We start from the raw sequence: 18824 nt of genomic DNA on the forward strand, positions 1-18824 counted from the left end.
ATAAACCTCCGCATTCCATTTGCTCTATTTTTTTATGTCTTCCATGATACTGTACAGTCTGGCTGCCGCATCCGGAACACCGAGTGATTTTGTCCGCTCACTCATGTCTTTTAAGGTTTCTTCATTCATGACGATTTTGTCCAGCGCAGCGATCAGTTTTTCTCCGGTGAGCTCGGTTTCCTTCAGTACGATTGCAGCGTCATGCTGGCTAAGCGCCTTCGCATTGACTTCCTGGTGATTGGCTGTCACATACGGGCTCGGAATAAGCACGCTCGGAATGCCGAGAGCGGTGATTTCCGCAATCGTCGTCGCTCCGGCTCTGGCCACAATGACATCAATTGATTGTAAGTACTCCGGCATTTGGTGCAAAAACGGTTTTGTCACCATATTATCAGCGGCTTTTCCGCCTTTCAGCTCAGCCGTTACCTTCTCGTAATGCACTTCCCCGGTAATATAAAGCACTTGGTAAGGTCTCGTTTTCAATTCTTCCTGCATATCTATAACGGCACGGTTAATGGGAGCCGCGCCTCTGCTTCCGCCGAAAATGAGCACCGTTTTTTGATTGTCTTTCAGCCCGAACTCAGTTAATGAGCGGCCTGTCTTAATTGAGACGACTTCAGAGGCTCTCGGGTTTCCCGTAAACACAACTTTTTCAGCAGGAAAATGCGATTTTGCCTCTTCAAAGCAAATTGCCACCTTATTAACATATTTCGAGAGAAACTTATTTGTGATGCCGGGCAGGCTGTTTTGCTCATGAATGATCGTCGGAATTCCCATTTTTGCCGCCGCGTATACGACCGGACCGCATACATAGCCGCCTGTACCGATAACGGCATCCGGTTTAAACTCTTTTAAATATGATTTGCTTTTCTTCACGCCTTTTAAGAAACGCATGACGGTTTTTACATTTTCAAAAGAAAGTTTTCGTTTGAAACCTGTAATTTCAATGGCACGGAACGGAATATTTTCCCGTTCAACAATTTTTTTCTCAAGACCGTTCTCTGTTCCGATATACAAAAATTCCACATCCGGATGCCGGCGCTGAACTTCTTTAATAAAGGCCAGGGCCGGGTAAATATGTCCTCCGGTTCCGCCTCCGCTTACTGCAATACGCATTCGTATGTCCCCCTTAATCACATAGCGATAACCCTGTTTTTTAGGACAGGGTTATTGATGTTGTCTGTTTTTTTATAGATAACGAATAAATCATGAGTGATGAGGCAAGATACAGATCAATACCTCGAGTACCGGCTGACATTTAAAAGCACGCCGACCGCTGCGAGCATCAGCGTCAGTGATGAGCCTCCGTAGCTTAAAAACGGCAGCGTAATTCCTGTTACCGGGATCAGCCCCGTCACAACGCCGATATTAATCATGACTTGAATAGCTATCATAGAAATAATACCGATGGCGACAAAGCTTCCGTATAAATCCGGCGCGCCGAGGGCAATCCTGACGCCCCGCCATAATAAAATACTGAACAGCAGCAATATGAGCGAACCGCCGATAAAGCCGAGTTCCTCAGATAAAATAGCAAAAATGAAATCGGTTTGCGGCTCCGGCAGGTAAAAAAACTTTTGCCGGCTTTGGCCGAGCCCCATCCCGAACAGTCCGCCCGGACCTACGGCATAGAGCGACTGAATGATCTGAAATCCGCTTCCAAGCGGATCCTCCCATGGGTTTAAGTAAGAGGTAATCCGTTTAATCCGATAAGGAGCGGACAGAACTAGTGCCGCAAATCCGCTTAAACCGATGAGTCCGAGGAACGCAAAATGAGCGATTCGCGCACCGGAAACAAAAATCATCACGATGCACGTGCCCACCATTACCGTCCCCGTTCCCAGGTCTGGCTGGCACATAATAATAATAAATGCAGAAAACACGATTCCGAGCGCGGGAACGAATCCGCGTCTGAATGACGTAATATTCTTCTGTTTTTCAGAAAGAAATTTAGCCAGAAACGCAATCATCGCGAGTTTCATAAACTCCGAAGGCTGAATGCTGAACGCTCCCACTCCGATCCAGCTTCTTGAACCGTTCCGCACCATTCCGACTCCCGGAATCAGCACAAGTACAAGCAGAAAAAAACAAATGATCAGAAGCAGCTTCGACCATGTGCGCCATGTCCAATAATCCACATTCATTATGAAAAACATGGCAATGACGCCGATCCCCGCAAACAGCAGCTGCCTTTTCGCGAAGAAAAACGAGTCGTCAAATTTATAATCCGCCCATACCGCACTTGCACTGTAGACCATAATTAATCCTATTGTTAAAAGCAATAACGTAATGATAACTAATAACAAATCAGGCGCTGTTTTTTTAGTAGTCAAAGCAATCGACACCCCAAGCATAAGTCATTTAGGGCTGCCGATGAACAGAGACAAGCCCTTACTTAAGCATATGCACGGCATCTATAAACATGTCACCGCGTTCTTCAAATGTTTTGAACTGATCCCAGCTTGCACACGCGGGTGACAAGAGGATGACGTCTCCTTCATTTGAGAGCGCAAACGCCGCAGATACTGCTTGTTCAACATTATCGACACGTTTGACATGTTGTATTCCCAGCTCATTGCCCAGTTTTTCTATCTTCGGCGCTGTCTGTCCGAACGTCAGGACCGCTTTGACATTGTCCATATACGGTTTCAGGTCGTCAAAACCGTTGCCGCGGTCCAGTCCGCCTGCAAGCAGAATAACCGGTGCTTTGAACGCGGAGAGCGCTTTGCTTGTGGCCAAAATATTCGTCGCTTTGCTGTCATTATAAAATCTACGATTCTGGATCGCAGTTACATACTGCAGACGGTGTTTGACACCGGTAAAGCTTGTCAGCACCTTCTGAATCGCTTTATTAGACGCGCCCGCCGTTTTTGCCGCGGCTACAGCGGCTAAAATATTTTCTAAATTGTGCGCGCCCGGCAGTACGATGTCATCAACAGGCAGAATCGCTTCATCGCCGAACATCAGCATACCGTCTTTAATGAATGCGCCGCTTGACAGTTCCTGGTGAACTGAAAACGGAACGGTGCCGGCTTTTCCGCTTTCGGCAAGCCGCACGACTGTTTCATCGCTTTGATTCACGATGGCCGTATCACTCTCAAGCTGATGAAGATACACGTTCTGCTTGGCTTTTTCATAGTTTTCACGGCTGTGATGGTAATCCAAATGAGCGTCGAACACATTTAAAATCAGGCCGATTTCAGGTCTGAACGCATGAGTCCCCATAAGCTGGAACGAAGAAAGCTCTGTGACGATCCATTCATCACCATCAGCATGATAAGCCACTTCACTGGCGACAGTGCCGATATTCCCTGCGATCAGCGCCTTTATCGAGTCAGCTTTCAGCATTTCATAAATCAGGGTCGTCGTTGTTGTTTTCCCGTTTGAACCTGTAATGCCGATGAATTTTGCATTGGTGATATAATACGCAAGCTCGATTTCCGTCCAGACCGGGATGCCTCTTCTTTGCGCTTCCTCCACCATGATATTTTCATACGGGATTCCGGGATTTTTGATCAGAATGGTAATGTGATGCTGATCAAAAAGTGACGTCGGATGCTCACCGCAGATGACTTCAATTCCTCTTTCTGCAAGCCTTTGGGCAGGTTCGTTTTCTTCAAAGGCTTTTTGATCATTCACGACGACGTTAATGCCTTTTTCATGAAGAATCGACGCAGCCGCATATCCGCTTTTCGCCAGTCCGAGGACCAGAAAGTTTTGTTTTTGCAAAAAAAGTTCGTTTTCCACTTATAACCACACCTCGATGTAAATTCCTAAAACGGCAAGCAGCAGTCCCGCAGTCCAGAATGTGACGACAACTCTCCATTCAGACCATCCGACCAATTCGTAATGGTGGTGAAGCGGACTCATCTTAAAGATTCGTTTTCCTGTCGTTTTAAAGCTGATGACTTGTAAGATAACAGATAAGGTCTCAATAACAAATACTCCGCCGATAATGACGAGCAGAATTTCAAGCTTCGTCAGAATGGCAACGGTCACGATCGCTCCTCCGAGCGCAAGCGAACCGGTATCCCCCATAAATACCTTGGCGGGATGGGCGTTGAATACAAGAAAACCGAGAACGGCGCCGACAACGGCAACCGAGAAAATCGCAACGTCATATTGTGACTGGTTCCACGCAAGGATGGCGAAAGCGCCGAATGCGATAGCCGCGGTACCGGACAAGAGACCGTCCAGACCGTCTGTCAGGTTGACGGCATTTGAACCTCCGACAAGCATAAAGAGAACGAGGATAAAGTATCCCCAGCCGAGATCGATTGACAGATGTGTGCCCGGCACCCTGATGCCGGTTGAAAAATGGCAATAATGATATACTCCGTAAAATACAATGGCAATAATGATCTGGCCGATCAATTTCTGCTTCGACGTCAATCCGAGATTCCGTTTCATTACTACTTTAATATAGTCATCCAGAAAGCCGAGCAGGCCGTATCCGATCGTGACAAACAGCAGAAGAAACATTTCCGCGCTCAGATGCGAAAATTTCTGCGTCATGACAATCGCCGTAATGGCGATGGATACAATAATCATGACCCCGCCCATCGTCGGCGTCCCTGATTTTTTCATATGTGATTTCGGCCCCTCTTCCCTGATACTTTGGCCGAATTTTAAACGTCTTAAAAACGGGATAAGAATCGGAGATATCAGAACACTGATTAAAAATCCCATTATTATTGTAAATAAAATCACTTGCTCAAGCATTGCTCTTTTCTCCTCCCGTTTCGTTCAAACGACATACGTATTTATCATATTCACATTGTGTCCCCGTAATTCTTTTCATTTCCCTCATTCTAACACTCTTTCCTGTTTTACTTTTTATTCAGCTCAACAATAGCTCTTCCCGCTACTTCGGCGTCATCAAAGTCGAATGTTTCATTGCCGATCTGCTGATAGGTTTCATGCCCTTTCCCGGCAATCAGAACCACATCTCCCTTTTTCGCGTTGGCAATGGCAAAAAAGATAGCCTGCTCGCGATTTGCGATACTGTGATAGTAAGTGCCTTCTACCCCTCTTTCCATATCTCTTAATATGGCCAGCGGGTCCTCGCTTCTCGGGTTATCTGAAGTGAAAATCGGTTCGTCGGCAATCCGCACCGCAATTTCCGCCATTTTCGGGCGTTTCGTTTTGTCCCGGTCACCGCCGCAGCCGACGACGACGAAAAGCTTGCCCTCTGTCATGTCTTTGCATGTATTCAGGACGTTTTCCAGACTGTCAGGCGTGTGCGCGTAATCGACGACCACAGGAAACGGCTGATTGTGATTCACCAGTTCAAACCGGCCTCTGACACCTTGCAGCTCTTCAAGAGCGCTTGTGATCGTATCAAACGGCAGACCCGCTGCGATCGCTGTCGCCGCTGCAGCCAGTACGTTATACACGTTGAAGCGGCCGACGAGTGAAACCGTGATCTGCTTTGTTCCTTTTGGCGTAACGAGTTCAAAGCTTGTGCCTTGCGCAGAGATCTCGATTTGTTTCGCCATGACATCGGCATCATTCTCGATTCCGTATGTAAGGATGTGCGCCGCCGTCACTTTTTCAAAATAAGCACTGGCTTTGTCATCTGCGTTTAAAACGGCCCGCTTCGGCTTTTCGTGATTAAAGGAGCCGCCCAGCTGGGAAAACAGGAGGCTTTTAGCCTGTCTGTAGTCTTCCATCGTCTTGTGATAATCTAAATGGTCCTGCGTCAGGTTCGTGAATACGGCGATATCATAATCGCAGCCGTGAACCCTGCCGAGTGACAGAGCGTGAGAAGACACTTCCATAATAGCTGTGTCAACATGCTCATCATTCATTTTCTTGAACGTTTTTTGCAGTGTGACGCTTTCGGGCGTTGTATTTTTGACCGGGAATGTCTCATCCCCGATTTTAATGTACATCGTTCCGATTAAACCGGTCTGTCTTCCCGCTTTTTTGAAAATCTCATCAACCATGTGCGTCGTTGATGTTTTGCCGTTTGTGCCGGTGATGCCGATAAGCTGAAGCTGCTTTGTCGGCTGCCCGTAAAACGCGTCAGAAAGAACGCTGAGCGCCCGCTGTGACCGGCGGACAATAATGACAGGAACATCGACGTCAAGCTCTTTCTCGGCAACGATGGCCGCTGCGCCGTTTTCTGCGGCTTTTTGGGCAAAATCATGTCCGTCTACCGTATACCCTTTTATACACACAAAAAGACTCCCTTTTCTCACTTCCCTGGAGTCCATCTCAATTGAAGTTATGTCAGGGTCATGAAAGTCATTTTGAACAGGTTCGGCCATTAAATATGTAAGCAGCTTTGTAAGTTTCATTGTATCAAACCTCTCAGAAATTCTATTCATTCTTTTATCATGATAACCGTTTATAAAAGTCAGAATGGCTTTTAAACATACAGTTCATATTTTAGCGTAAATAAAAGGATACATCCAGTTAATCTTAAAAGTTATCTTCTTTTTTTCTCTTTATGATAAGAGGCAGCCGAAAACAATCGGCTGCCTCAAAAAGACTCATTCTTCACTCAAGTAAACACGGATCTTTGAGCCTTCTTTTACTTTCGTTCCGGCTGCAGGTGATTGTTTCACAATTTTGCTTCCTTTTCCTGAGGAGTCAATATTCAAATTGACAAGCAGCGACTCAAGATCAGAGACAGACATCCCTACAACATTCGGAACCTCTATTGTTTTTGTGTCGTTCCATTGATATTTTTTCTCGATTTGATTTTTTCGCGGTTTCACGCCGAGCTCCGGCAGACTGTCTCTCATCATATTTCCGACAATCGGCGCGGCGACGGTTCCCCCGAATTGAATCGTGCCTTTCGGATTATCAACCGCGACATACACGACAAGGCTCGGGTCATCAGCCGGAGCAAAACCGATAAAGGAGACGATATGGTTGTTTTCGAGATATTTGCCGTCTTTGACCTTTTGTGCGGTACCTGTTTTTCCGCCGACGCGATATCCTTCCACAAAGGCATTCCGCCCCGTTCCCTGAGCGACGACGCTTTCTAAAGCATATCTGATCTGCTTTGACGTTTCCTGGGAAATAACTTGCCTTTTCGCAATCGGCGATTGTTTCTTAACGGTTTTTTTCGTAACGGGATCAACCCACTCTTTGGCGATAAACGGAGTATAAAGCGTTCCGCCGTTTATTGCTGCGGAAACGGCTGCCACCTGCTGAATCGGCGTGACGGAAACCCCTTGTCCGAAAGCGGTTGTCGCCTGTTCGACCGGGCCGACTCTGTCAAGCGGGAATAAGATCCCCGTTCCTTCCCCTTGCAGATCAATGCCTGTTTTCTTCCCAAAACCGAAGTCCTTAATATATTGAAACAGCTTTTGTTTTCCGAGCCGTTCCCCCAGCTGTACAAACCCGGGGTTGCAGGAATTTTGAACGACTTCAAGATAAGATTGCGAACCGTGGCCGCCCTTTTTCCAGCATCGGAGGCGGGCGCCGTCGACCTCGGCAAATCCTTTGTCATAAAAGTGGTCTCTTTGCAAGTTTACTTTTTGCTCTTGAAGAGCCGCCGCAAGCGTAATAATCTTAAAGGTCGAACCCGGTTCATATGTGCTCCATACCGGCAGGTTCCGGTTGTAAACGGACGGATCCACCGATTGATAGTCAGCCGGATCAAAATCAGGACGGCTTGACATGCCGAGCACTTCCCCGTTTTTCGGATTCATTGCGACCGCAATCATTCCGTCCGGGTTATATTTCGCCGCTGCATTGTCGAGCTCTCTTTCTATAATCGTCTGAACCTTGGCGTCAATCGTCAGTTTCATATCAAGTCCGTCTTTCGGAGGGGTGTAATCATCCGCTTCATCAGGCATTTTCTTCCCCTTGGCATCCGTATAAAATTTTACGGATCCCTTGACACCTTTTAAGTCATCATCATAATAAGCCTCCAATCCGAGAAGGCCTTGGTTATCAATACCGGCAAACCCGAGAACATGGGACAAAAAGCTTCCGTACGGATAATGGCGGATGCTGTCTTCAGCCACATAAACCCCTTTTAAGTCGAGCGCTTTGATTTCTTTCGCTTTTTTATTGGAAATTTTCCGCCCCTCGGGTGAGATTTTTTCTATGGAGGTTTTCTTAGTAATGTGTTTGTAGACCTTCTCTTCCGACATATTTAAAACTGACGCGAGAAGCTTGCCCGTTTTGATGGGATTTTGGATCTGGCGCGGTACGACAAAGACGGTCGGCGCGCTTTTATTAGTAGCCAGCTTCACGCCGTTTCGGTCAAGAATCTCTCCCCGCTCAGGCTCAAACGGCAAATTCCGGCTCCAGGAATCCTTAGCCAATGAAGTCAGCTTTTCTCCCATCACAAATTGGACATAGCCTAATCTGCTGTCAATGATCAAAAAAATGATTACGCCAAAAAGCAAAACCAGTAATAAACGTTTTCGAACCGTTACATTTGAAACGCGCAAGGGACCGTCCACTCCTTATTTAGGCTTGTTTCAATTTATGCCTCAGCTTGGACACATAGAACGGCGGCGCATAAAAAAGAAGCCCGCGGGCATCCGCGGACTTCTCTGTCCCGTTAATCAGGATTTTTAAATTTCACCTTGATCACGGTATTTTCTTTCAGTTCTTTGCCTTTTTTCACACTTTGGCTTGAAGCGTAACCTTCACCGCTCACATCGATGTGAATGCCTGATACTTTGCTGAATTGAAGCACTTCCCGTCTCGACCATCCGGACATATCCGGCATCGTCATCTTTCCGTCTGTTTTTAAGAAGATTTTCTGATTGGTGATCACATCTTCTCCGGCTGTCGGATACTGCTCTTTTACGGCAACATCGCTGCCGATGACAATCGGTGTGAGATGTTCATTTTTCGCTTCCTTCTCAGCGCTCTTGACCGTCTTATCTGTCAGGTCAGGCATCTTTTGGCTTTTCGTTTCTTCCTGACCGGAATCTGTTTTTTCCGTCGGTTCGATATTCATGTAGTGAAGGCTGTTTTTCATCGTCGGGTTAAAGATTTCCGCGACAGGATCAGAGCTGCTTTGCCCCGCTTTTAATTGCGGCTGCTGCACGGCTACATAGATGACGAGCTTAGGATCATTTTTCGGCGCCATGCCCATGAATGAAAACACATAGTTGCTCGTTCCTCTTAAATATCCGCCCGTCCCGGCAATTTGTGCGGTTCCCGTTTTACCCGCGACGTCAAATCCTTCAATTTTATAAGGTTTTCCCGTTCCGATGTCTGACGTCACGACTTCTCCGAGCAGATTCCGGACTTTTTTAGCCGTATCTGCTGAAATCGGCGTGCCTGCCTGCTCGGGTTTTGTCTGCTTGACGACTTTTTTCGTATCGGGGTCGACAATATGATCAATGACGTAAGGTTTCATCATTTTGCCGTTATTGGCAATCGCCGTGACGGCCTGAAGCTGCTGGATCGGCGTTATCGCCGATGCTTGGCCGTAAGCAGTAGACGCTTTGTCAAAATCATATTTGTAGTTAATTTTACTTGATACTTCACCGGGCAGATCAATCCCTGTTTTTTGATAGAGCCCGAATTTGTGCAGGTACTCATTAAACCGGTCAAACCCCAGTTTTTCGTTGGCCAGTTTGGCGAAAGCAACATTCGATGACCTCATGAGGCCGTCATGGAAGCTTGTCATACCCCAACCGGCGCCATCGTTCCAATCTTTAACAGGTCCGCCTCCCACTTTATATGTTCCTGATTTATATTTCTCGTTTGCGGCAAACACATTTTCCTGAATCGCCGCGGCAAGCGTAAAGATCTTCATCGTTGATCCCGGTTCATACGCGTACGACACTAAGTCGTTGTAATAATTGGTGACGTTTCTGATATTCGGGTCAAAACTCGGACGCTGCCCCATCGCAAGCACTTTGCCTGTTTTCGGTTCTACGACAGCCGCCATAATTTTTTTCGGTTTATATTTTTCCGCTACTTTCGTCATGCTGTCTTCTAAAAAGGTTTGAATTTTCTGATCAATGGTTAAATATACATTGTCACCGTTTTTAGGTGCGGTGATTTTTTCTTTGCTGTTCGGAAGTTTCCAGCCGGATTTATCACTTTCGTAAGTGACGGATCCGTCGCGTTCCGTCAGATAGTTGTTCAGTATTTTTTCAAGCCCTAAAGAGCCTTGTATCTCGTTTGTTTTTTCATTCACATCGGCATAGCCGAGAACATTTGACAAAAATATGCCGTTCGGATAGTAGCGCTTCGTATCTCTTAAGAAAGAGATACCCGGAAGATTCATTTTTTCGATCTTTTGTTTTTTCGCATAAGAGATATCGCGGCCGGCTGAACCGAATTCCACCTGCTTCGCGCCATCCCTGTTTAAGATGTCCAGAATCTTGCTTTTATCAAGATTGATAACGGTCGCCAGTTTTTCCGCCGTTTTCTCTTTGTCTTTGACATGCTGAGGATGCTTCTTGTCGGTCGTCATCTTTTTATCAAGCACGGCAATGAGTTTATATGTCGCCGTGTCCTCTGCAAGCACTTTGCCGTTCCGGTCAAGAATAGAGCCGCGGCTCGCTTCTATCGTCCGCTTTTTTTCGTGCTGCTCGGTCGCTTTTGTTGCAAGTTCTACACCGTTTGCTTTACCGGTTAATTGAATGTACGCCATTCTCCCGAGAATGACAAAGAAAAAGAGAGCGAAACAAATACTGAGTATCGCTGCTCCTCTGTTCATAAACTTATTTTTTTTCGGCATGGGTTATCATTCCTGTATGTTTTTCACTTTTTTATCTTTCAGATTCAAACCGTGCTTTTTGGCGATATCCATCAGGCGCTGCGGCTGGCTTAAGTCAGCAGCCGTCTTTTCGAGATCACCGATCTGCTTATTCTTCTCAGATACTTTCTCCTCCAGTTTTTGCACCTCAATATTGGATTGGTACGCCGCGTATGCCTTTGATACGATAAACATTGATGTGGAGAGAACGGCAATGGCAAACAGGACGAGCAGCACCTTTTCCCCGAGTGTAATGGAAGCCCTCTTTTTGACAATCACCTTTTTTTCGGGACTTATCACTGGCCGTTGTTGTTTTTCCTGCTGGTAAGCTAAGTTGCTCATAGGCTGATGACCTCCTTTAATGTTGTCATTTGCTGCCCGTTATTTTCGTTTCTCCGCAATGCGGAGCTTCGCTGACCGGGCGCGGTTATTTTCTTCAAGCTCCTCTTTTGATGCCGTAATGGGCTTTCTCGTAATCAGCTTTAATTCCGGTTCAAATTCTTCCGGTATCACGGGAAGACCCGGAGGCAGTTCGGGAAGTGATGATTTTTCCTTGAATGTCGTCTTGCACATTCTGTCTTCCAGCGAGTGAAAAGTGATCACAGACACCCTTCCGCCCGGCTTCAGCACCTCTATCGCTTGCAAGAGGGCCTCTTCAAATACTTGAAGCTCGTCGTTTACGGCGATTCGAATGGCTTGGAATACACGTTTGGCCGGATGACCTCCGCTTCTTCTTGCCGGAGCCGGTATCGCGTCCTTTATTAGATCGACCAGTTGGCCGGTTGTTTGAATAGGCGATTTTTCTCTTGCCTCTTCAATTTTTCGGGCGATCTGCTTGCTGAATTTTTCTTCTCCGTATTTAAAGAAAATCCTCACAAGGTCCTCATACCGCCATTCATTTACGACTTCTTTCGCCGTAAGGGCGGCCGACTGGTCCATCCTCATGTCCAGCGGTGCGTCATGATGATAGCTGAATCCCCGTTCCGGTGTATCAAGCTGCGGAGAGGATACTCCTAAATCAAATAGAATTCCGTCGACACTCGTAATGCCGTGTTCATGTAAACACTCTTTTAAATAACGAAAGTTGCTTTTCACCAGAATAAGCTGTCCTTTGTATTCGGACAATGTTTTCTTTGCGTTTTCAAGTGCTGTGTCATCTTGGTCAAAGGCGATCAAGCGTCCTTTTTCCGATAATTGCTGCAATAAATATGTACTGTGCCCGGCGCCGCCAAGGGTGCAGTCCACATAGGTTCCGTCCGGTTTGATATTTAAACCGTCGACGGTTTCACGAAGAAGTACTGTCTTATGCTGAAACATTTGTGTCGGTCCCACCTTTATCAGGAATGAATTGAATTGTCAGTTGTTGTTGTGATGCACGAAGATCCATTATATATCAAATCCAATCATGTTTTCAGCAATTTCAGCGAATGAATCTTCTTGCTCTTCTGTGTATTGTTCCCATATTACCTTACTCCACAATTCAATTCGATTGGAAACCCCGATGACAACACATTCTTTTTCCAGTTTTGCGTAATTCAGAAGAGATGACGCAATATTAACCCTTCCCTGCTTGTCCAGTTCGCATTCGGTCGCACCGGAAAAAAAGAATCGGGTAAATGCGCGGGCGTCTTTTTTGGTGAGCGGCAGAGCCTTCAGCTTTTCTTCAATCAGCTTCCATTCATTCATCGGATAGCCGAAAAGGCATTGGTCCAGTCCTCTGGTCAGCACAAACTGCTCACCGAGGCCTTCTCTGAATTTTGCGGGTACGATCATGCGGCCCTTTGCATCAACAGTATGCCGGTATTCACCCATAAACATGATAAGGACCCCCACTTTCTCCCCTAAACTCACCACTATCCGCCACTTCTCTCCACAACCTCATTTTACACTGTTTACACATAAAAAAAAACCCTGAACTATTCAGGGTTCTTTAAAACTTTATTTCAAAGTTTGACAATCTGATGTTGGTTTTGAAAAGAAAATGGCAGATGTTTGAAGGTTGTGAAGAATTTTGGACCGTAGCGGTTCAGATAATACATCACATTCCAAATCCGTTCCTGCGGAGCGCCGAGCGGTCTGATGCTGTTTTGGATTCTTTCATAGTCACGCAGCACAAAACCTTCTTTTTCTTCAATTCTTTTCGTTACCGTCCGTTCTAAAAACAAGAGCTGATCTTGAATGAAGGCGGCATTCTTCTGTAAGAGCGGCTCAAGGCTTGAATCGACCTTCAGCGCTTCGTCCCTTGCGCGTTTATGGACAGCTTCAATCTGCGACTTCGCCTGTTCCATTACAGAAGAAAACTCTTCCGGAATCTGCTCTTCAAAATAAGTGTCTTTCAGGTGTCCGGTGCCGTGTTCGATCGCTTCCTGAAGCGGGATATTCCGTTCTGAAAGCTTCTTTTCAATATGGCGCTCAAGAAACGTAATGTTCAGTCTCGGCACTACCGGCGTCATGCGAAAGCCCATTAATGAGAAAGCCCGCTTCAGTTCACCCCAATAATTGATCTCCCCCGGTCCCGCGATAAACGCCAGAGTCGGGATGAGAAACTCCTGCATGAGCGGCCTTGTCACAACGTTATTGCTGAAACAATCCGGTTTTTCTTCCATATGCGTATGAAGCTCGTCGTTCGTCCATTTCAGGTCAAGCTCCTTAATGACAAAAACGCCGTTTTCTTTTTCAATTAAGAAACGCTCTCCCTCATGTTCGTAAAACAGATTGGCCTGATCTTTGTCCGATTCAATAATCGGGTGATAACCGGCTTCCCGCATAAGACGCTGCTGGTCTGACACGGCTTTGGCAAGCTCATGATTGTGTTTTAAAATCTGCTGAAACATACCCGTTTCCAGCTTTTTAATCCCCGGATCTCCCGAATTCATCAGAATAAGGCCTTCTTCTTGAAACAAGTCGGCGATCAACAGTTCAAAAAAGTCTGTGAATGTCTCTGATGAGCGTAAACATCGCTTCACGTTTTGAAGGAGTGTGTTTGTGTGATCCGTCTCCTCAAAAGCAGCGAACACTTCATCAATCCAAGCCGCGCATTTTTCCTGATCAAGCTCGGTTTTAGCCGCCGATGTTTTTTTCCAGTACGACTGCGGCAGTTTCTGTTTCACCGGACCTTTATTCTCTGTTGACGTATGCACAAAATTGATTTCTTCCAGATCGTGATCTTCACCCGCCACCCAGAAAATCGGAACGACAGGAATCTGCAACGCCTCTTCCTGCTGTCTGGCAAGTACGATAATGGAGATAATTTTATGTATGGTGTAAAGAGGCCCCGTTAAAAGACCGGCCTGCTGGCCGCCTACTACCGCTGCGCTTTTTGGATCTCTCAGTTTTTCGATGGAGGCCTGCATGGCGGCGGAGTGAAATTTTTCGTGATAGGAGGATAAATAATCCGCTAATTCTTCTCTGGCAAACGGCCGCGAAGACAGGTCATGAAGCCGCTTTTGCCATACGTCCTCTGAATGAATATCATAATCAAAAAATGAAGACATGTTTTCTCCATCTATATAGTGCTGCACAAACTTATTTTGACTTTTGATGGAAAGTTCAGTTAGCTGCATCTGTCTGGAACTTCCTTTCTCCAATAAATAGTTAGGTTTCCGAAATGAGTATAGCATGTTACCGGAAAACCTCAAAAGACTTTGTTTCAGTTTCTTTCTAACGCTTTTATGCTGCGGTGTAAAAACGGGAGATGAACGGCCGGCAATCCGTGACTTTCCGCTTCTTTTACAAGGTAGCCGATAATCGCATCGGCCTCTGTCCGCCTGCCTGCCATGATATCGACGAGCATGGAAGAATGATTTTTTTCCGTCAGTCTGCAAACTTCGCAAACTTTGTTCCACGCTTTTTCTCTATCGGCGAGGCCAAGTATTGTCTCCGCTTCTTCAAACACGTTTCTCATATATTTTTTGTAAGCGTCATTTCTTAACAGCTCTCCGTTTTTCACGCGCAGCAATGCAGTTAACGGGTTGATGCATACATTTATGATCAGTTTTCCCGTTAACAGCCGATACCAGTCGTTTTCATCATATACAGGAAAATCCCGGTGCATGCCGGAAAAGATGCTTTGGAGCGTTTCCGGCCGAGATGCGCTGAATACACTCCATCTTACGGCTCCCTCTCCCGTATGTTCAACGGCATGATCTGATATCTTTTTTGCTCCGTGCTCAACTGTGCCGACATAAAGCGAATGATCCGTATGCCAATCTTTAATGTCGTGTATGTGTCCCATGCCGTTTTGCAAAAACAGCACATTCGTCCCTTTTATCGTCTCAAGATCCCGCAACACAGCACTTAGCTGGTGCTGTTTAACGGCTGCGATTAAGAGGTCGAATCCGGAAGTGAGGCCGGTTTGCGCTCTGCATGCCGCCGTACATTCTATTCCGTCTTTCAAAAGCCGTATACCGCCTGAGTTAATCGCATCAGCCTGCTCCGTCCGCCGCGTAATGACCGTTACCTGATGGCGGGACGATAAGTAGTAAGCACATAAAAGGCCTACCGCTCCGCCGCCGATAATTCCGATTTTCACACTGTCACACCCTATATCTGCATTTTTCCATATTATCATAGCAGAAGCCGTCGCAAATTACTTCAATTTCGTTTTGAGCAAAAAGACTGGCAAGCATATTATAGTTGGAATTTTCAATTAAAGCGTTTACAATAATGGTAGAACACAACAAAGGGGGAGTTTGTGTTGAAAATAGAGCGACTGCTCATCAACTTTAAGACACTCGAAGAATTTAAAAGGTTTAAGGAATACGGGATGCAGGAGCTGTCGATGCTAGAAGATCTTCAGGATAATATCATTGAAAATGACAGCACCTCGCCTTTTTACGGGATTTACTTCGGGGATAAACTAGTGGCGAGAATGAGTTTATATCAGGTAAACGGAGGCGCGAATCCGTATTTTGACCACCGTCAGGACTTTTTGGAACTTTGGAAGCTTGAGGTCCTTCCGGGCTATCAAAACAACGGATACGGAAAAGCGCTTGTTGATTTTGCCAAATCCTTCAGAATGCCGATCAGGACGAATTCACGCATGAAATCAGCAGATTTCTGGGATAAGATGAATTTTGAGCCCGTTAAATATGATATGGCGCGTGATAAAGGAGAAAATCCTTATATCTGGCATCCCGATATGGACGGTGAAATGACATCCGGAGAAACGGCATAATAAAAAACCGGCCGGGCCGCCGCCCCCAGGCCGGTTCATTTTACAGGCTCTGCGCCGATTTTCTGTCGTCTTCTTTTGAATTGACCATCCTTCTCGCTCTGTCCATAATGTCAATTAACGCTTTGTAATCTTCTTCCGTCATCTCCAGCTTGTTTCTCAAGCTTTCATTTTCCTCACGCAGATCCTCGACTTCTTTTTGCAGCGCGGTCAGCTGTTCTGTGAGTTTTTCTTTTTCATGACGCACATCCGCTGCGGCTGGCGACTCTTTAAATTGCTGCAGAAACAAAATGACATCATCAATGGACAGCTCTTTTTCTCCTTCCGCCCTGCGGATCGGAGGCTGTTTAACGGTTCCCGGCAGATTGGCGGAATGCACCCCGATCTGCTTTCTTAATTCCTTCCGCTGTTTTTTCGCCAGTTCTATCCCTGACTGATATTGTTTTCTGACATAAGAATTCCATCTGAACCCGCAGGCGGCAGCCGTTCTCGTCAGCGCTCTGCCGACTTCTTCAAAAGCGGAAAGCTGGGTCCCGCCTTCCCGAATATGCCTGAGCACCACTTCGGCCAGCAGCAAATCTTCATCTTGCGTCCACGCGTCTTGTCTCGTTATCGTCAATCGTATCTCCCTCCATATTTGCTCATTTACCTCATACATATGCCGGTGATAGATTAGATAGACTACTGGGGCTCACAATTTTTTCGGCGGGAGCAGGCTGGAGGGGCAAAAAAAAGAAAAGCGCAGGAACCGAGATTCCCGCGCTTTTCTTCATACATTAATTGCTTTTAACATTTATGTCTTTGCCGTTGTATGATCCGCATGCTTTACATACACGGTGAGACAATTTCATCTCTCCGCATGACGGGCATTCTGTCATACCAGGTACATTTAGTTTGAAATGTGTACGGCGCAATCTTTTTTTCATTTTAGAAGTTCTTCTAAAAGGTACAGCCATTATTCCCACCTCCTTAAAGAGTTAAGATTCATCATCTTGTGTTAAGAGCTTTTTCAGATCCGCAAGTCTGGGGTCGATTTGATTTTTCTTGTCTTCCTCAGAAATCACTTGCCAATCCTTCCCCACTTGGGGAGCGGCTCCTTCTTTTTGTTCAGTTTCACAAAAGACTTGCATAGGAATTTCTAAAAGAATCTCTTCTTTTATGATCGGAGTTAAGTCGACGGTATCGTCTTCAGCAAAATGAACGTCCTCATCTTCTATATCATCCGACTTATGAAATCTAAACAGTTCTTTTGTCGCGATTGTAAATGGATACGGCACATCAACTAAAGTTCTTGAGCACGGCAAAACCATTTCGCCTGAAATCGTAAAGTCAAACGAAACTTGCTTGGATTCAATCTCCGCGCGGCCCTTCACCCGGACGGGAGAAATGCGGCGGATGTCAGAATTCAATTTTGTCAGCTCATTTAACTCAACTGTTTCATCAAATTCAAAGCTCTTTTTCGCCATTTGATGAAGCTGATAAATCGTCCATTTCATTTGTATCACCTCAGGAAAGCAACAAACATGATTATAGCTTTTCAGAATGTTTTTGTCAATATTTTTTCTTTACAGCATAATGCCGCCGTCATGCAATCGTTGACAGCCGGATAGGCTATGCATACACTAAACGAAACGGACTAAAATATGCACTTCATTTGCAAATGTACCACACGAAGCAAAACATAGCAAGAAAGGCGGGACAAATATGAAAGCAGTCGGCCTGGTTGTTGAATATAATCCCTTTCATAACGGACACCGCTATCATGCGGAACAAGCAAAAATCAAAACGGACAGCAGCGTCGCGGCGGCGGTGATGAGCGGCCCTTTTTTGCAGCGCGGGGAACCGGCCGCCGTCTCAAAGTGGGGCCGGACAAAAATGGCGCTGGAGAACGGCGTGGATATCGTCATTGAGCTCCCTTATATATATGCCGTACAAAAAGCGGAATTATTCGCGCGCGGCAGCGTTTCGCTTCTTCATCATTTAGGATGCAGCAGCTTGTTTTTCGGCAGCGAAAACGGGCGGATCGAACCCTTTATTGAAGCGTCTGAAGCGTTCAGCCGAAAGGAAGATGACTGCAGCCTGATTCTGAAAGAGGAGCTGAAAAAGGGTCTCAGCTATCCGGCCGCCGCCTCAAAAGCTTTTTCACACATATTCAAAGGGCGGGACATGCTCGATTTGTCCAAGCCGAACAATATTCTCGGTTTTCACTACGTTAGAGCGATACACGCCTCCTGTTCCGCTATGAAGCCTTATACGACAGCCAGAATCGCTTCCCAGTATCATGACGCCGAGCTTCCCGGAGATAACAGCCGGATAGCCAGCGCAACAAGCATCCGGAAAGCGCTGATAGAAAAAGGAACGGCGGCCGCAAGGAACTTTCTCCCGGAAGCGTCTGCGCGTGAGCTGGAGGCATACAGAAATTCATACGGCATATGGCACAGCACGGAAGACTATTTTTCATATGTAAAATACAGCCTCAGCACTCTTTCCGCTGAAGAATTGAGCCGAATCTATGAAGTGGAAGAAGGCCTTGAGCACAGAATTCTGCGCACCATCAGACAAGCCCGATCCTATCGCGAAATGATGGAACGATTGAAAACAAAACGATACACGTGGACGAGGCTGCAGCGGATGAACACGCACATTCTGACACGGACGAAAAAAGAAGACATGCATCGTCTCTTAAAGCCTTCAAGCGCTCCTTATATCCGTCTTCTCGGAATGACGAAAAAAGGACAGGCGTACCTGTCGGCAAAGAAAAAAGAGCTTACCGCACCTCTCGTCAGCAAGCTCTCTTCTTTCTCTCATCCCGCTCTGGATCTGGACATACTGGCGGGACGGGTTTACAGCCTGCCGATAAACGAACCTGAACGCACATTGTTTGAGAAACAGGAATTTTCACAAGCGCCGATCCGCTATGATGAAGACGAAAAGCGTTTTTTGAATGCGTAAAAAAAG

Annotated in this window: 17 protein-coding genes; 2 read left to right on the plus strand and 15 right to left on the minus strand. The window is 46.2% G+C overall.

What is annotated here, in order from left to right; genetic code table 11:
• Positions 1–24: 24 nt before the first annotated feature.
• The 12 genes from murG to SB24_RS02220 form a co-directional block, all read right to left on the minus strand.
• A complete protein-coding gene (murG, locus tag SB24_RS02165; RefSeq protein WP_015417423.1) occupies positions 25–1116 on the minus strand; it encodes an undecaprenyldiphospho-muramoylpentapeptide beta-N-acetylglucosaminyltransferase in 1092 nt (363 codons plus the stop codon).
• Positions 1117–1232: 116 nt separating this feature from the next.
• Entirely contained in the window at positions 1233–2333 is a 1101-nt protein-coding gene (spoVE, locus tag SB24_RS02170) for a stage V sporulation protein E (protein WP_003154430.1), read from the minus strand.
• 58 nt (positions 2334–2391) lie between these two features.
• On the minus strand, positions 2392–3747 hold the full coding sequence (murD, locus tag SB24_RS02175) for a UDP-N-acetylmuramoyl-L-alanine--D-glutamate ligase (protein WP_015417422.1): 1356 nt from the start codon (positions 3745–3747) through the stop codon (positions 2392–2394).
• Complete coding sequence (mraY, locus tag SB24_RS02180; protein WP_007409707.1) at positions 3748–4722, minus strand: phospho-N-acetylmuramoyl-pentapeptide-transferase; 975 nt, start codon at positions 4720–4722, stop codon at positions 3748–3750.
• 107 nt (positions 4723–4829) lie between these two features.
• Positions 4830–6302: a UDP-N-acetylmuramoyl-L-alanyl-D-glutamate--2,6-diaminopimelate ligase gene (locus SB24_RS02185; RefSeq protein WP_003154436.1), complete on the minus strand. Its 1473-nt coding sequence runs from the start codon at positions 6300–6302 to the stop codon at positions 4830–4832.
• Positions 6303–6497: 195 nt separating this feature from the next.
• Positions 6498–8417: a stage V sporulation protein D gene (locus SB24_RS02190; RefSeq protein ID WP_003154438.1), complete on the minus strand. Its 1920-nt coding sequence runs from the start codon at positions 8415–8417 to the stop codon at positions 6498–6500.
• Between the two features lie 113 nt (positions 8418–8530).
• On the minus strand, positions 8531–10675 hold the full coding sequence (gene pbpB / locus SB24_RS02195; protein ID WP_039251564.1) for a penicillin-binding protein 2B: 2145 nt from the start codon (positions 10673–10675) through the stop codon (positions 8531–8533).
• A 6-nt stretch (positions 10676–10681) separates the two neighbouring features.
• A complete protein-coding gene (gene ftsL / locus SB24_RS02200) occupies positions 10682–11035 on the minus strand; it encodes a cell division protein FtsL (RefSeq protein WP_003154442.1) in 354 nt (117 codons plus the stop codon).
• Positions 11036–11074: 39 nt separating this feature from the next.
• Positions 11075–12010: a 16S rRNA (cytosine(1402)-N(4))-methyltransferase RsmH gene (gene rsmH / locus SB24_RS02205; RefSeq protein WP_007409704.1), complete on the minus strand. Its 936-nt coding sequence runs from the start codon at positions 12008–12010 to the stop codon at positions 11075–11077.
• A 69-nt stretch (positions 12011–12079) separates the two neighbouring features.
• A complete protein-coding gene (mraZ, locus tag SB24_RS02210; protein WP_007409703.1) occupies positions 12080–12511 on the minus strand; it encodes a division/cell wall cluster transcriptional repressor MraZ in 432 nt (143 codons plus the stop codon).
• Between the two features lie 125 nt (positions 12512–12636).
• The gene (bshC, locus tag SB24_RS02215) at positions 12637–14256 is read right to left on the minus strand and encodes a bacillithiol biosynthesis cysteine-adding enzyme BshC (protein WP_031378760.1); all 1620 of its coding nucleotides are present in this window, start codon (positions 14254–14256) and stop codon (positions 12637–12639) included.
• A gap of 86 nt (positions 14257–14342) precedes the next feature.
• Entirely contained in the window at positions 14343–15224 is an 882-nt protein-coding gene (locus tag SB24_RS02220) for a 2-dehydropantoate 2-reductase (protein WP_039251565.1), read from the minus strand.
• 162 nt (positions 15225–15386) lie between these two features.
• Here SB24_RS02220 and SB24_RS02225 point away from each other — a divergent pair, with 162 nt between their 5' ends.
• On the plus strand, positions 15387–15869 hold the full coding sequence (locus SB24_RS02225) for an N-acetyltransferase (protein ID WP_007409700.1): 483 nt from the start codon (positions 15387–15389) through the stop codon (positions 15867–15869).
• 40 nt (positions 15870–15909) lie between these two features.
• Here the strand turns inward: SB24_RS02225 and gerR are convergent, their stop codons facing one another.
• The 3 genes from gerR to SB24_RS02235 all read right to left on the minus strand — a co-directional run bounded on the left by gerR (position 15910) and on the right by SB24_RS02235 (position 17362).
• Entirely contained in the window at positions 15910–16485 is a 576-nt protein-coding gene (gerR, locus tag SB24_RS02230; protein ID WP_003154450.1) for a sporulation-specific transcriptional regulator GerR, read from the minus strand.
• A gap of 157 nt (positions 16486–16642) precedes the next feature.
• Positions 16643–16822, minus strand: a complete 180-nt coding sequence (rpmF, locus tag SB24_RS19360; protein ID WP_003154457.1) for a 50S ribosomal protein L32 — start codon at positions 16820–16822, stop codon at positions 16643–16645.
• A 21-nt stretch (positions 16823–16843) separates the two neighbouring features.
• Entirely contained in the window at positions 16844–17362 is a 519-nt protein-coding gene (locus tag SB24_RS02235) for a YceD family protein (RefSeq protein WP_007409699.1), read from the minus strand.
• Positions 17363–17570: 208 nt separating this feature from the next.
• Between SB24_RS02235 and SB24_RS02240 the strand changes: the two genes are divergently transcribed.
• Entirely contained in the window at positions 17571–18818 is a 1248-nt protein-coding gene (locus SB24_RS02240; protein ID WP_015417417.1) for a nucleotidyltransferase, read from the plus strand.
• Positions 18819–18824 lie beyond the last annotated feature (6 nt).

Source organism: Bacillus sp. Pc3, assembly GCF_000815145.1.
Classification (GTDB): domain Bacteria; phylum Bacillota; class Bacilli; order Bacillales; family Bacillaceae; genus Bacillus; species Bacillus velezensis.